We start from the raw sequence: 13,744 nt of genomic DNA on the forward strand, positions 1-13,744 counted from the left end.
GATGCTGCATCATCTGTCGCTTGGGGTTGCCGATATCGAGCGGGCCGCCGCGTTTTACGACGCGGCGCTCGCGCCGCTCGGCTACGTCCGCGTCTGGAGCGATCTCAGGCCCGGCGAAGCCAATCAGGCCGTTGGTTACGGTGTTTCTGGCGGTGGTGATGCGCTGGCGCTGAAGCATAGGCCGGACGGGCAGCGGCCGCTGGGGCCGGGGTTCCATGTCGCTTTCGCGGCGCCCGACCGGCAGGCAGTCGACCTGTTCCACCGCGCCGCGCTCCAGCATGGTGGGCGTGACAATGGCGCGCCCGGTCTGCGCGCGCGTTACGGCCCGCACTATTACGCGGCCTTCGTCGTCGACCCCGACGGCCACAATATCGAGGCCGTGTTCAACGCGGCGATCTGATCGGCACCGAGACAGGAGATCATCTTGGGCAAGCGGGCGCGCGATTACGGCCTGGTCTGCGGTTCGCTGCCGCCGGGTCCGCTCAACGCGATCTCCGATGTGGCCGGCGTCACTGTGGGCCATCGCACGGTGCGCGAGGGCGATGTCCTGACCGGCTTCACGGCGCTGCTGCCGCATCAGGGCGATCTCTTCCGCGAGAAGGTCCGGGCCGGCGTCGAGGTGATCAACGGCTTCGGCAAGAGCGCCGGGTTGATGCAACTCGCTGAGCTCGGCCAGATTGAGACGCCGCTTCTGCTCGGCAATACCTTCTCGGTCGCTGTTGGCATTGAGGCCCTGGTCGAACGGGCGCTCGCCAACAATCCGGAGATCGGCCGCAGCACCGGGACGGTTAATTCGCTCGTGCTCGAATGCAATGACGGCTTCCTCTCCGACATCCGCGCCCGGCGCCTGACGGTCGCCGATGCGGAGGCGGCGCTCGATGCGGCCAGTGGCGGGCCGGTCGAGGAGGGGGCGGTCGGCGCCGGCACCGGCATGAGCGCCTTCGGCTTCAAGGGTGGCATCGGCACCGCCTCGCGGCTGCTCGAACTCGACGGCCGCGGCTTCACGCTCGGCGTGCTGGTGCAGGCGAATTTCGGCAATGCCGGGGATCTCGTCCTGCCGGATGGCCGTCGCCCGGTGCCATCTGCCGCAAGTCCGGTTCAGCCGCCGGAGCGCGGCTCGATCATCATCGTGCTGGCGACCGACCTGCCGCTCGAGAGCCGTCAGCTGACGCGCATCGCCCGGCGCTGCGGCGCAGGGCTGGCGCGGCTCGGCGCCTTCTGGGGCAATGGCAGCGGCGACATCGCCATCGCCTTCTCGACCGCGAGCCGGATCGACCATCACGATGAAGCCGATCTCGTCCCGCTCACCGTGCTCAACGAGAACCGGATCGACCTGCCGTTCCGCGCCGCGGCTGAGGCGACGCAGGAGGCGGTGCTGAACGGCATGCTCGCCGCGCCGGAAACGGTCGGGCGCGACGGCAATCGCAGGCCGTCGCTGGCGGATTGGCTGCAGGCCTAGGCCGCAGCGACCGGCGGCACGCGGTAGCCGCCGCCCAGCTTTTCCAGCATCGCGCCGACCGCGATCGCCGTCCGATCCTCGCCGAAGGGCGCGATGATCTGCACGCCCGTCGGCAGGCCAGTTGGTGACAGCCCGACCGGTGCGCTCAGCGAGGGCAGGTCGGCGCCGGTGGCGAGGCTCGCCCAGCACAGGAAATCGAGATAGGGGCGCTCCAACCCGTCGATGTCGAGCCGGCGGGCGTGGAAATCGGGCAGGTGATCATGCTTCAGCGCCGCGACCGGCGCCGGCGGGCAGAGCAGCACGTCGTAGTTCTGGAAGAAGCGGGCCCATTGCCGCTTGAGCGCCAGTCGGCGCTGATGGATCTGCTGATAGAGGCCGGGCGTCATACGGGCGCCGCGCGCCTGCAGTGCCTGATGCGAGAGGTCGCCGGGCGCGTATTTCGCGGCCTGCGCCTGGATGCGGGCCCGCACCTTCGGTGGCAGGCCGTAGGCGACGACGGCGTGGTTCAGCAGCGCATAGACCTCATAGGCCTCGGTGAAACGGAAGCCCGGACGCGCCGTCTCGTCGATGATCGCACCCGCTTCGGCAAGGCGACGTCCGGCCTCGCGCACGGTCTCCGAGACCTCGCTTGAGACCGGCGCGAATGGCTCCTGCGCCCAAATTGCGACACGCAGGCCCTTTGCCTCCGTCTTGCGCGGAGCGGATAGGGCGGCGCCAGCGACATTCGGATCGCGCGGGCCCGTAAGCACAGGCAGGATCAGGTCGAGGTCTTCAGTGGCGCGAGCGATCGGACCGGCGACGACGAGATCGGCATTGCGCAAGGTGCGCCGCTCAGGCGGCGGCGGGATCAACCCCCAGGTCGAGACCAGCCCCCAGCTGGTCTTGAGCCCGAAGACGCCGCAGGCCTGCGCTGGCCAGCGGGTCGAGGAGCCGAGATCGGAGCCGAGCTCGAAGGCGCTCATCCCGGTGGCGACCGCGGCCGCTGCTCCGCCTGACGAGCCGCCGGACGAGTACGCGGCATTCCAGGGGTTGTTGGTCACGCCATGAGCGGGGTTGTAGCTCTGGAAGTCGCCGGAAAAGACGGGAACCATGGTCTTGCCGAGGATAACCACGCCGGCCGCGCGCAGGCGGGCGACGGCGGCAGCGTCCTCGGCCGGAATGCGCTCCTTATAGGCCGGCAGGCCACCGGAGGAAGGCAGGCCGGCGACGTCGAAAGCGTCCTTGATCGTGATCGGCAAACCTTCGAGCGGCCGGGCCTCGCTGGCGGCGATGCGACGGTCCGACTCTGCGGCAAACGCCCGCGCCGCCTCGCGGTCCTGCGCGACGATGGCGTTGAGAGACGGGTTCAGCGCATCGATGCGGGCGAAGGTCGCTTCGAGCAGCTCCGTAGCGCTGAAGCGGCGCGCCAGCAGGCCGGCACGCAGGCTAGTGGCGGAGGCGTTGAGGTCGATCGAGGCCATCGGGGAATCCGGCGGGAGAGAGGATCAAGTCGTAGACCAGGGTCGCTGGCGAGGACAATGAAGCGCGGGGAACCCCTCTCCCGGATGGGAGAGGGGCAGGGGTGAGGGACCGCCGCTGATTACTGGGGCGATGTGGATACCGTTCCGCCTTCTGCGGATGGGGCAGGCCCTCATCCCTGCCCTTCTCCCACACGGGAGAAGGGTTCTTCGCGCCCTTGTTCGCCGGCAGTGCCTACCGAATCCTGATCCGCTTACCCCGCCTTCCGCCGCTCCGTGCCGCGCAGGAAATCCTCACCATCCCTGACGCCGAGCTCGTAAGCGAAGCGGATGCCGTCCCAGTTGCGGATGGTGAACTGGCTGACCGGGATAACTTGCGAAGGGCGGACATAGGTGCGGTTTTCGACCTGCGGCACCTCGGCGAAGGGACGCGTCAGCACCACCAGCGTCTGTTCGCCTGCGGCCTCCATATCGGCGAGCGCCCAGGCGGGGGCGCTGTCGACGAGGCCGCCATCGAGGGCGGCGCGGGCGCCGATTTGGCCGGCCGGCATGAAGGGAGGAACGGCGGCGCTCGCCATCAATGCGGCAACGAGGTCCTGCGGTTCGGCGCAGTCGGCGATGCGGATCAGGTCCGGCCGGAAGCCGAGCCTGCGTCCGGCGGTCGGATGCACCGGGCGGCGCAGGCGCTTCTCGAGCTGATAGGCGCCGATGCCGAGCGCGGTGATGACAGGCAGTGGCCAGAAGCGCGGCGGCCGCGAGATCGCGATCAGGAAATCGGCCCGAGCCTTCAGCGCCGCCAGCCGCTCGGGCGTGAACAGCGCCGTGAGCATCTCGCGATACATTTCGGCGACCGGGAACAGCCTGCCGCCGCGGCGGAAGGCGGCCCAGTCGACTTCGGAGGTGCGGCCGGCGCAGGCTTCGCGCAGCATTTCGCGCACGGTCGGCCCCAGCCCCAGCGCATTGTAGAGCATGGCGCCGGCGCCGGCGCTGGCACCGACGATGCGGCGGGGCGCAAGGCCGATGCGCGGCGCGACCGTCTCGTAGAAGCCACCTTGCCAGTAGCAGCGGTTGCCGCCGCCGGCATAGGCCAGGCCTGCGAACATCAGCCCTGGTCCGTATCGAGGGCGCGGGCGCGCTCGCGCCAGGACAGGACCAGCCGGTCGAGTTCGGCGAGATCCGCCGCCGGCAGCTTGCCGAGCGTCTGGGCGACATAGTCGCGCTGCGTCGTCATCCCGGCTTCGGCGAGGCGGCGGCCTTCGGCGGTGAGGTGCATCGCGTAGGAGCGCCGGTCGCCGACGATGGCGCGGCGTTCGACCAGGCCGGCCTGCACCAGCCGGTCGACCAGGCCGGAAACATTGCCCTTGGTGACGTAGAGCCGCTCGGCGAGTTCGCTCTGGCTGATGCCCTCGCGCTCGGTCAGCGTCGAGAGCAGGTCGAATTGCGGGATCGAAAGGCCAAGCTCGCGGATACGCGCCGTCATCTGGCCCAGCATGCGCTGGTGCAACCGCATGAAGCGGAACCAGACGCGGTCCGGTTCGATGGGCTCCGGGGCGGGGGCTGGGCGCGGCACGGACAAGGCGTTCATTCCCTAGATCGTTTAGTTATAAACTAACTCATCTCCCAATCGGACGCGAGGGCTTTCGCCGCAGGGCGCCCGCTCGCTATGCTGCCAAAAAGCGAAGCAAGACGACAGGGAGAAACGCATGCTCGGGCTGATGCAAAATTGGCCGCTGCTGATCCACCGAATCATCGACCACGCGGCGATCCAGCACGGCACCCGCGAAGTTGTCTCCCGCAGCGTCGAAGGGCCGATCCGTCGCACCACCTATGCCGAGATCCGGCAGACGGGGCTGACGATCGCCAAGCGGCTGACGCGCGAGGGCATCCGCCTCGGCGACCGCGTCGCGACCCTGGCCTGGAACACCGACCGGCATTTGGCGCTCTGGTACGGGATCAGCGGCATCGGCGCGATCACCCACACCGTCAATCCGCGGCTCTTCCCCGAGCAGATCGCCCAGCTGATCAATCATGCCGAGGACCGGCTGCTCTTCCTCGACCTGAGCTTCGTCGCGCTGGTCGAGGGCTTGCAGGACAAGCTGCCGACGGTCGAGCGCTATGTGATCCTGACCGACGCCGCGCATATGCCTGAGACCTCGCTCAGGAACGCCGTCGCTTACGAGGACTGGCTCGCCGAGGCCGATGCCGATTTCGCCTGGGCGCAGTTCGACGAGAACACCGCGGCCGGGCTCTGCTACACCTCCGGCACGACCGGCGGCCCCAAGGGCGTGCTCTATTCGCACCGCTCCAACGTGCTGCACGCCATGGCCTGCGCCCAGCCCGACTATATGGGCCTGTCGGCGCGCACCGTCGTCCTGCCGGTGGTGCCGCTTTTCCATGCCAATAGCTGGTCGCTGGCCTTCTCGGCGCCGATGACCGGGGCGAAGCTGGTCATGCCCGGCGCCAAGCTCGACGGCGCCTCGCTGCTCGAATTGCTCAATGGCGAGGGCGTGACGCTGACCGCGGCGGTGCCGACGGTCTGGCTTGGCCTGCTCCAGCATCTGGAAGCGAGTGGCGGCAAGCTCGATACGCTGAAGCGCGTCGTCATCGGCGGCTCGGCCTGTCCGCGGGCGATGACCGAGGCGTTCGAGACGAAATACGGCGTCACCGTCGACCATGCCTGGGGCATGACCGAGATGAGCCCGATCGGCTCGTTCTGCTCGATCAAGCCAATCTATGCCGAGCTCACGGGCGAGGCGCTCTACGATCTCAAGGTCAAGCAGGGCCATCCGCAATTCAGCGTCGAGTTCCGCCTGACCGACGATGATGGCCGGGACCTGCCCTGGGACGGCAAGACCTTCGGGCGCCTGAAAGTGCGCGGACCGGCCGTCGCCGGCGCCTATTATCGCCACGGCCAGCCGATCCTCGACGAGCACGGCTTCTTCGACACCGGCGACGTCGCGACGATCGACCCGCATGGCTACATGCAGGTCACTGACCGTTCCAAGGACGTGATCAAGTCCGGCGGCGAATGGATATCCTCGATCGAGCTGGAGAACCTCGCCATCGGCCATCCCGACGTGGCGGAAGCTGCGGTGATCGGCGTTGCCCATCCGAAATGGGACGAGCGGCCGCTCTTGGTGATTGTGCCCAAGCCGGGGCGGTCGCCCAGCCGCGAGGAGATGCTGGCCTTCATGACCGGCAAGATCGCGAAGTGGTGGCTGCCGGATGATGTCGTGCTGGTCGAGGCGATCCCGCACACGGCGACGGGCAAGATCCAGAAGACGGCGCTGCGCGAGATGTTCAAGGAATATCGGCTGCCGGGGTGAGGCGCGACAGCAGCGAGGTGCATATGACATGCGACGTGAGAGTTTCGGTCGTTTTTCGCTCGGTTGGGCGGTATCTGAGGCGGATCGAATTGCCGACAGCCCATCCGAACCGACCGGGTATCTGACGTGAGCGCGACTGGCCGCCCAAGTACCACCGGCCTGCGCCGATTCCTGGATCTCCAGCAGCAGCGCGATTGGATGCAGGGCAAGACGATCCTGCATGACGCCGACGAGCGCACGGAGTCCCTGGAACTGCGTCTCAAATACGTCGCGCGGTTTGGGAAGCTGCTGCGCCGGCCGCAGGCGCAAGAGGTCCTGGAGATTCTCCGGCGGTACGGCCGCGATTGCATCCCGATCCCGCGCCGGACCGAGCGGCACTACTGGTCGGTTTCCTGCCTGCCCTCGACGCCAGGCAAGGCGCTCATTCGCGTCAATGTGAGCTGGATGGAGCTTTTCTCGCTCTATGCCGACGGCGAGGGCATCCGGGCGCTCTTTCTGGTGCATCTTTCCGATTTCACCACGGACCATTCGCTCAACCAGGGCCAGGTTGACGACGCTTTGCTTGAGCGCTGCGTGATGACGCCGGAAGACGTCAGCTATGTCTTCCCCCGCGGCGAGGACATTTTCGGCATCAAGGTCCGCGGCTTCTCCTCGATCGGTAAATTCCTCGCGGAGCGCGATGCGTTGCAGGCCATCCGGACGTTCAACCTGACGCACATGAACCGAGGCCGGAACGCCTATCAGGCGAGCCATTGCTACAGCCTGGCTGATCACATGCTGAGTGATCATGGGGCGGACAACGACGCTTCCGCCGGAACGGTATGACATTGCGGCCGCGAGGCCGCTATCGCTTGTGAGGTCGCGATTTCGGCAACATCCGGAACTCGCGACGTTCGGTTGTCGGGTTGGGATCTTGCAGCATGGCGAAGCTCATCTTCAGAATGAACCAGTCCCTCGACGGCTACGTCGACCATCTGAAAATGTCGTCAGGCCCGACGATCTTTCGTCACTGGACAGAGCAGGTGCGCAACCTGGCCGGCAGTGTCTACGGTCGCGGCATGTACGAGGTCATGCGTTATTGGGACGAAGACAGTCCTGAGTGGAGCGCCGAGCGGCACGAATTCGCGGCGGCGTGGCGGAACCAACCGAAATGGGTTGTGTCGCGCTCGCTGACGTCGGTCGGTCCCAACGCCACACTTGTCGCGGATGACGTCGAGGCGGTGATAGGTGGGCTGAAGGCCCGGCTCGTCGGCGAGATTTCAGTGTCTGGACCAGGCCTGGCACGAAGCCTGACCGATCTTGGTCTGATCGATGAGTATCAACTCTACCTCCACCCGGTCGTGCTCGGTCACGGCAAGCCATTCTTCGCCGGCCCCCGGCCGCGGCTTCGCTTTGCGGGCAGCGATCTGATTGGCGATGACGTGATCAGGCTGACCTATGTTCCTGCCTGATCACGCAACTCGCCCGACGGCCGAGTCGATGCGTCAGGTCGGCTTTGGATTGGAAAGCACAGGTTGAACACAAACCTCTAACCCCGCCGGCTCCCGCCGCGAGGGTTTGAAGGCAAGCGCAAGCCCAAGGGGGGTGCGCGGGGTCCGGATGCGGCGGCTTTCCGCCGCGCGCGAGCAAGATCGAGAAGATGGCGCAGAGGGATATGTTCAGGGAGCACCGCTTGCCGAGGTGAGGGGATCAGTAAAAGCTGACGTTCACGCCGGCCGGACGCCCGATCATCCGCCGCGACGAGGGGGCCGAATGGAATTTCTCCTGGTCTTCGCGTTTGTCACGCTGTTCAGCGCCAGTGCGCTCGTAGGCATGGCTTTGCGGAAACGTCTGCACGAGCATCACCTGACCAGCGAGAACATGGATTCGATCAGGCTCGTGACCGGCCTGATGGTCACCTTCGCCGCGCTCATCCTCAGCCTGCAACTGTCGACGACCCGGGCGCGTTTCGACGTCACGAGCGGCAACCGCTCCACCTATGCGGCGCGCCTTGCCAATCTCGATCAATGCCTGCGCATTTTCAAAGCCGCAGCCGACCCGACCAGGCTGAAACTTCAACAGTACACGGCCGCGGTGATCGCGAGCACATGGCCTCATGAGGCGGCGCCTATAGTCGCAGGCATGCCCGATACGCGCGGCATGACTGTTCGCGGCGAGGATCGGGGCCTGTCGCGATTGATGAGCGATATCGGTGCGGACGTGGACGCCCTGCCAACCACGGGCCTCGAATATTCCGCGGCCCGCTGCCGTGCAGCCTATGCGGATGTCTCATCCGCAAGATGGAACGTCATCGAGGATGCGAACGCGCCATCCGGCGGCTTCTTCGTCGGCATCTTATGTTTCTGGCTCAGCCTGGTCTTCCTGAGTTTCGGCCTGCAGATCCCACGCCGTGCGCTCAGCGCCGCTGTTCTGGCGATCGGCGTCTTGTCGGTCTCGAGCATCATGTTCGTGATCGTCGACCTCGACCTGCCGTATCAGGGGGTGTTCCACATCTCCAGCGCGGCGATGCGCGAGGCGCTCGCCGACATGCTGCGATAGGGCGAGGCCAGCATCTTCGGCACGATTGCAGCCCCGCCGGCTCCCGCCGCGAGGGGTTGAAGGCAAGCGCAAGCCCAAGGGGTGCGCGGGGTCCGGGTGCGGCAGCCTTCGCCGCGTGCCGAATGTCGATGTCGAAATGTCGAAGCGGCTGATGCTCGCCGCTCCCGAACCCCACGCGCGGTTCTCTTAAGATGCCTCGCCGAGCTTTCAGGTCCGGCTGGACCGGGCTCAAGCCCGGACGACGAGGCCCTCCGCCATTCCAGCCCGCAACGGCTGTTCAGGACGGACACCGCTCTCCCGCCCGGCCGCACGATGCCTCGCGACAGCCCCCTTGGTCGGGCGGGACGGGGAGGAGAATACGCCAGTTTTCAGGGGCGGGGATTGATTGGAGAGTTATCCCCGGCGCTCACCTTCTCCTCTCTGGAGAAAAAGTGGCCCGGTGTAGCCGGGTCGGATGAGGGCGGCGCCGCGGTTCAGACCGCGGCGAGGAGGTTTTCGATCGCTGCAACGAGCGTCGCCTCGGCCTCGCGATGCGGCACATGGCCGATCCCGGAGAGGATCAGCGCCTCGCCGCGTCCCTCGGCGATGCGCTGCGGATGGCGGGTCGAGCCGTATTCGTCGAGCTCGCCATGGACGGCGAGAACCGGGCAGCGCACGCCGGCCAAAGGCCGGTCGAGCGTCCAGTCCGCGAAGGCGGGCGAGAGCCAGGTCCCGATCCAGGCGTCCAGCACCCAGGCGGTCTTGTCGCCGTGATAGCGCGCCAGCCGGGCGAGGTTGCCTGCGTCCTGGAAATCGCCCTGCGCCACCCTGATACCCGCGAGGGTCCTATCCTCGATCAAGGTCTGGGCGGCGATGGTGACGAGTGCCTGGCAGCGCTGCGGCCATCGCGCTGCCGTCTCGATCGCCATGGCGCCACCGACGCTATGGCCGCAGGCGACGAAATCCGTGATGCCGAGCTGGCCGCAGAGATGCGGAACGACGCTTTCCGCCTCATCCGCGACGAAGCCGACGCCGAGCCGTTCCGGATGCGGATCGGAACGGCCGAAGCCGAGACGGTCATAGGCGATGACGCGCCGGCCGGTCGCTGCTGCCAGCTTTTCGGGAAAGCTGCGCCAGAGTTCGATGCAGCCGAGCGAGTCGTGGAACAGCAGAATCGGTGCAAGCCGGCTCGCTTCAGGACCTGATGGCGCCCAGCTGCGCGTGAACAGGCGATGGTCGCCGAGCGGGAGCAGACTGTCCCGTTGATCGATGGTCGTCACTCGGGCAGGCCTGTCGGCAGTTGTCGAGGCGTTCATTCTGCCTCTGCCCTCGCCGTGTTCGCAAGGACGCCGGCCGCCCCGAAAGGCGGCCGGCAGGGGTGTCAGAACTCCGCCCAACCGCTGTCGCCGTGCTTGCCGGCATTGGCGACCTTGCGCGGAGCGGGGCTGAAGGCGGTTTCGGCGAGCTTCTGCAGGCGCGCAGGCTCGGCCGAGGGCCGCTTCGCCATGGTGGGCCTGGCCGCCTGGCGGGGAGGGGCGACGTGAGGCATCCCGCCGGTGGTCGTGCCGACTCCGGTTCTGAAGGCCGCGACAAGCTCGTTGAGCTGGCTGATGCGCTGGTTGAGCGCATTGGCGGAAGCGGCGCTCTGCTCGGAGAGTGCGGCGTTCTGCTGGGTCATCTCGTCCATATGGGCGACGGTCTGGCTCATCTCCTCGATGCCGTTGGCCTGCTCGACCGCGGCGGAAGAGATGTCGCCGATGGTCGAGGCGACCTTCTGCGAGGCGGCGAGGATCTGCGTCAGCGCCTCGCCGGCCTGGCGCACCAGCTTCACACCCTGATCGACCTCGATATTGGAGGAGGAGATCAGCCCTGAGATATCCTTGGCGGCCTCGCCCGAGCGCTGGGCGAGGGTGCGGACCTCGCTGGCGACGACGGCGAAGCCCTTGCCGGCGTCGCCGGCGCGGGCCGCTTCCACTGCCGCATTCAGAGCCAGCAGATTGGTCTGGAAGGCGATGTCGTCGATCACGCGGGTGATGTCGGAGATCTTCTTCGAGGCGCTCTCGATGCGGGCCATGGCGGCGATCGCCTCGCCGGCGATCGTGCCGCCGCCCTCGGCCGCGCGCATCGCCTCCTCGGCGGTCGTCGCGGCCTGGCGCGAGGCCTGGGCCGAGGCCTTGACCGAAGCCGCCAGCTCCTCGGTGGTCGCAGCGCTCTCCTCGAGTGAGGAGGCCTGCTCCTCGGTGCGCTTCGACAGGTCGTCGGCGCCGGTCGCGATCTCGCGGGCCGAGAGGCCGACATCGGCAGCGGTGAGCTGGATGGTGCGAACGGTTGAGGACAGGCGCTCGACGGTCTCGTTCACCGCCGTCTTCAGCTCGCCGAAGCGGCCACGATACTCGGTAGCGACGTCCTGTGTCAGGTCGCCCTCTGCGACGCGCTGCAGCACGGCGACGAACTCGGTCGTGGCGCTGTCGACGACGGCGTTGATCTGGTTGATGCCGGCGACCAGTTTCTGCATCTGCTCGTCGGCATCGTCGATCTGCAGGCGGGCCGAGAAATCGCCCTCGGCCGCTGCGGCGACGACTTCGCCGACATCGGAGACGACCCGCGACATCGCTTCGGCCCGTGCGGCGCGCGCTGCGGCTTCCGCTCGCTCCTGGGCTTCCAGCGCGCGGATCTGAACCAGCTTGTCGCGGAACAGCAGCAGCGCCGCTGCGACGGCGCCGACCTCGTCCTGCCGCCCGGTCTGCGGGATCGGCGTCTCGAGCTCGCCATTGGAGAGACCGTCGATGCTGGTCCTGATCGCGGCGAGTGGCCGCACGACGCGCGAGACGATCAGGGCGCCGGTTGCGACCACAAGGGCGACCAGTCCCCCGAGCAGCAGGGTGAGCAGCCACTCGATCCGGTGGAGCGAGGTGGTGGCTGTCTCAACGAGATTGCGCGTGCGCGCCTCGACCAGGCCGAAGAACTCGTCGACCGGCTTCATGATATCGGCCTTGTAACGATCGTAATCAGCCGAATGCAGCAGGTCGCGAGCCAGCTTGAGGTCAGGCTCCTTCTTGACGGTGTAACGGCCGTTGCCGTCCTCGAACGAACCCTTGGCGGCGTTCATCGCGCGCGTCTCCAGGTTGACGAGGGCATCCGACTTGGACTGGGCCTGGTTCAGCTTGCCGAATTCGGCATCGGTGAAGCCGGCTTCTTTCATTGCGGTCAGGAGCGCCTTGGTCTCGCCCGGGCCGCGCGGCCGTACGGCGTTGTCGAGGACGAGGTCCCAGTAGATCCGGTGCGGCTCGGCCGGCCGCGCCTTCTCGCCGCTGCGCATGGCGATGACGTCGAGATATTGCTGCTCGTAGCGCGGATTGCCGGTGACCGCGAAGGTCCGCGCCAGCCTGGTTAGATCGTCGGAGCTCTGCCGGAATTCATCCGCGAGCAGATAAGAGGCGTGCTCCTTGCGATAGGCGTCGGAGACAGCCGCGGCAGCCTGCTGCTGGTAGTACCAACTCACGCCGATCGCCAGGATCAGGGCTGCGTAGAGGCCGGCGACGGCGAGGAAGATCTGCTTGATCGTGAGATTGGCGGCCAGGCGCATGCTGATGATCCTAAACGACGGGGACAGGTGGAGTCAGGCGGAGCGGTTCGCGACGAGCTCGTAGGGGGCGTGAAGACGGGGCGCCTGACCGCAGGTGCTGTCATGCTGATCAGCAGCGCTGGCTGCTCGCGGCGGGCAAGGTGCAGACGTGATGGCGTAACGCCGCCGCGGCCATGCATGCGGAATATCCAGAGTGCCAATTTTCTAGGCAGATGATGCTCAAAGACAGTAAATTTTTACTGAATCTCTGAATTTTACTGGCACCCGCAATGTCTATACGAGCGCTGCGTCCCAGAGTTGCATGATTATGCACGTAGGTTGCACTGCTGGCGTGCCAGCATGACAGAGATGGCTAGGTTGCACGTATTGCGTGCTTATTTTTAGTCGATGCAACTCGATTTATACTTGGCGTGACATGTGTAGACATACCGCCGGTTCCCGTTGAGCGGTTCAGTCAGTCTCCGCTTTGAGCGCTTCGGCCAGGAAACCGGCCAGCGCTCGCACTGCCGGCGTCGGGCGCCCCGGCGCCAGGTGCAGCGCGATCTCCGAGGCCGGCAGGGCGGGCAAGCCTTCCCCCGCGCTGAGCAGGCGCAGGCCCTCGCGGGCGGTGCCGGCCTTGACCACGGTCAGCGCCGCGCCGGCGGCCGCGACCGCCTCGACCGCGCCGATGCTGGAGGAGGAGAACAGGATGCGCCAGGGCCGACCGGCCTCGTTCAGCGCGGCGAGCGCCCATTCGCGATACATGTTCGGCGCCTTCAGCAGCGCAAGCGGCAGCGGGCCGGCCGGTGGAAGATCGTGCCGGTCGGACCAGGCCCAGGCGGTGCGCTCGGTGCGCAGGACGTCGCCGCTGCCGTCGCCGGCCTTCTGCGTCGCCAGGACGATGTCGAAGGCCTCGCCGAGACTGGCGAGCAGGTCGCGGGTGAAACCGGTGGTGACCTCGAGCTCGACCTCCGGATGCGAGCGGGCGAAGCGGGCGAGCGTCTCGGGCAGGACGATGGTGGCGTAATCGTCCATCACCGCGAGCCGGACGCGCCCGGACACGCTCTGGGCGCGGACGACGTCGAGCGCCTCGTCATGCAGCGCGACGATGCGGCGGGCATAGCCAAGGAAATCCTCGCCGGCGCGAGTCAGCAGCACCTCCTGCGGCGAACGCTGCAGCAGGGTCTGGCCGGCGATCTCCTCGAGCTTTCGTACCTGTGTCGAGATCGTCGACTGGGTGCGGTTCAAGGCCGCTGCGGCGCGGGTGAAGGAGCGCAGCTCGGCGATGGTGACGAAGGACCGCAGCAGGTCGATGTCGATATTGCGCAGCATTGGCAGGCCTTTCGCGCCCGCAGCATGGACAGCGTCGATCATCAAAATCGAATAATTCAATTTTGGCTGGTCGCTCGCCGCCGCTAGC

The 13,744-nt window shown here is 66.9% G+C and carries 12 protein-coding genes; 6 read left to right on the forward strand and 6 right to left on the reverse strand.

All coding sequences use genetic code 11. The annotated features are described in order from the left end of the window. The first annotated feature begins 1 nt into the window (after window position 1). Together ACSQ3M_RS17935 and ACSQ3M_RS17940 are read left to right on the forward strand one after the other, a co-directional pair. Window positions 2–400, forward strand: a complete 399-nt coding sequence (locus ACSQ3M_RS17935; RefSeq protein WP_436151553.1) for a VOC family protein — start codon at window positions 2–4, stop codon at window positions 398–400. A gap of 24 nt (window positions 401–424) precedes the next feature. Continuing rightward, complete coding sequence (locus tag ACSQ3M_RS17940) at window positions 425–1,459, forward strand: P1 family peptidase (RefSeq protein ID WP_436151417.1); 1,035 nt, start codon at window positions 425–427, stop codon at window positions 1,457–1,459. Here the strand turns inward: ACSQ3M_RS17940 and ACSQ3M_RS17945 are convergent. From ACSQ3M_RS17945 to ACSQ3M_RS17955, 3 genes are all read right to left on the reverse strand, one after another. Further along, window positions 1,456–2,919 (reverse strand): amidase family protein, encoded by a 1,464-nt coding sequence (locus ACSQ3M_RS17945; RefSeq protein ID WP_436151418.1) that lies wholly within the window; start codon window positions 2,917–2,919, stop codon window positions 1,456–1,458. The two genes, ACSQ3M_RS17940 and ACSQ3M_RS17945, sit on opposite strands and share 4 nt — an antisense overlap. Window positions 2,920–3,170: 251 nt before the next feature. Continuing rightward, entirely contained in the window at window positions 3,171–4,019 is an 849-nt protein-coding gene (locus tag ACSQ3M_RS17950; protein ID WP_436151419.1) for a patatin-like phospholipase family protein, read from the reverse strand. Further along, window positions 4,019–4,501: a MarR family winged helix-turn-helix transcriptional regulator gene (locus ACSQ3M_RS17955; RefSeq protein WP_129157660.1), complete on the reverse strand. Its 483-nt coding sequence runs from the start codon at window positions 4,499–4,501 to the stop codon at window positions 4,019–4,021. The genes ACSQ3M_RS17950 and ACSQ3M_RS17955 overlap by 1 nt, the downstream gene beginning before the upstream one ends. Before the next feature lie 118 nt (window positions 4,502–4,619). Between ACSQ3M_RS17955 and ACSQ3M_RS17960 the strand changes: the two genes are divergently transcribed. The 4 genes from ACSQ3M_RS17960 (at window position 4,620) to ACSQ3M_RS17975 (ending at window position 8,780) form a co-directional block, all read left to right on the forward strand. Next, window positions 4,620–6,242: a long-chain-fatty-acid--CoA ligase gene (locus ACSQ3M_RS17960; RefSeq protein WP_436151420.1), complete on the forward strand. Its 1,623-nt coding sequence runs from the start codon at window positions 4,620–4,622 to the stop codon at window positions 6,240–6,242. Window positions 6,243–6,368: 126 nt separating this feature from the next. Continuing rightward, window positions 6,369–7,067, forward strand: coding sequence for a hypothetical protein (locus ACSQ3M_RS17965; RefSeq protein ID WP_436151421.1), 699 nt, complete (start codon window positions 6,369–6,371; stop codon window positions 7,065–7,067). 95 nt (window positions 7,068–7,162) lie between these two features. Then, window positions 7,163–7,693 (forward strand): dihydrofolate reductase family protein, encoded by a 531-nt coding sequence (locus ACSQ3M_RS17970; RefSeq protein ID WP_436151422.1) that lies wholly within the window; start codon window positions 7,163–7,165, stop codon window positions 7,691–7,693. A 301-nt stretch (window positions 7,694–7,994) separates the two neighbouring features. Beyond that, on the forward strand, window positions 7,995–8,780 hold the full coding sequence (locus ACSQ3M_RS17975; RefSeq protein ID WP_436151423.1) for a hypothetical protein: 786 nt from the start codon (window positions 7,995–7,997) through the stop codon (window positions 8,778–8,780). Window positions 8,781–9,253: 473 nt separating this feature from the next. Here ACSQ3M_RS17975 and ACSQ3M_RS17980 read toward each other — a convergent pair whose 3' ends face one another. The 3 genes from ACSQ3M_RS17980 to ACSQ3M_RS17990 form a co-directional block, all read right to left on the reverse strand. Then, window positions 9,254–10,039, reverse strand: a complete 786-nt coding sequence (locus tag ACSQ3M_RS17980) for an alpha/beta fold hydrolase (RefSeq protein WP_436151424.1) — start codon at window positions 10,037–10,039, stop codon at window positions 9,254–9,256. A gap of 101 nt (window positions 10,040–10,140) precedes the next feature. After that, window positions 10,141–12,345, reverse strand: coding sequence for a methyl-accepting chemotaxis protein (locus ACSQ3M_RS17985; RefSeq protein WP_436151425.1), 2,205 nt, complete (start codon window positions 12,343–12,345; stop codon window positions 10,141–10,143). 450 nt (window positions 12,346–12,795) lie between these two features. Then, window positions 12,796–13,698: a LysR substrate-binding domain-containing protein gene (locus ACSQ3M_RS17990; protein WP_436151426.1), complete on the reverse strand. Its 903-nt coding sequence runs from the start codon at window positions 13,696–13,698 to the stop codon at window positions 12,796–12,798. Window positions 13,699–13,744: the final 46 nt, after the last annotated feature.

The sequence above is a fragment of the Allobosea sp. LjRoot90 genome (assembly GCF_964254315.1).
Taxonomy (GTDB): domain Bacteria; phylum Pseudomonadota; class Alphaproteobacteria; order Rhizobiales; family Beijerinckiaceae; genus Allobosea.

What these genes read in the sequence shown, in the direction of transcription:
- ACSQ3M_RS17935 (WP_436151553.1), top strand. Translation starts at nt 2, where the DNA reads ATGCTGCATCATCTGTCGCTTGGGGTTGCCGATATCGAGCGGGCCGCC.
- ACSQ3M_RS17945 (WP_436151418.1), bottom strand. Translation starts at nt 2,919, where the DNA reads ATGGCCTCGATCGACCTCAACGCCTCCGCCACTAGCCTGCGTGCCGGC.
- ACSQ3M_RS17950 (WP_436151419.1), bottom strand. Translation starts at nt 4,019, where the DNA reads ATGTTCGCAGGCCTGGCCTATGCCGGCGGCGGCAACCGCTGCTACTGG.
- ACSQ3M_RS17955 (WP_129157660.1), bottom strand. Translation starts at nt 4,501, where the DNA reads ATGAACGCCTTGTCCGTGCCGCGCCCAGCCCCCGCCCCGGAGCCCATC.
- ACSQ3M_RS17960 (WP_436151420.1), top strand. Translation starts at nt 4,620, where the DNA reads ATGCTCGGGCTGATGCAAAATTGGCCGCTGCTGATCCACCGAATCATC.
- ACSQ3M_RS17970 (WP_436151422.1), top strand. Translation starts at nt 7,163, where the DNA reads ATGGCGAAGCTCATCTTCAGAATGAACCAGTCCCTCGACGGCTACGTC.
- ACSQ3M_RS17975 (WP_436151423.1), top strand. Translation starts at nt 7,995, where the DNA reads ATGGAATTTCTCCTGGTCTTCGCGTTTGTCACGCTGTTCAGCGCCAGT.
- ACSQ3M_RS17985 (WP_436151425.1), bottom strand. Translation starts at nt 12,345, where the DNA reads ATGCGCCTGGCCGCCAATCTCACGATCAAGCAGATCTTCCTCGCCGTC.
- ACSQ3M_RS17990 (WP_436151426.1), bottom strand. Translation starts at nt 13,698, where the DNA reads ATGATCGACGCTGTCCATGCTGCGGGCGCGAAAGGCCTGCCAATGCTG.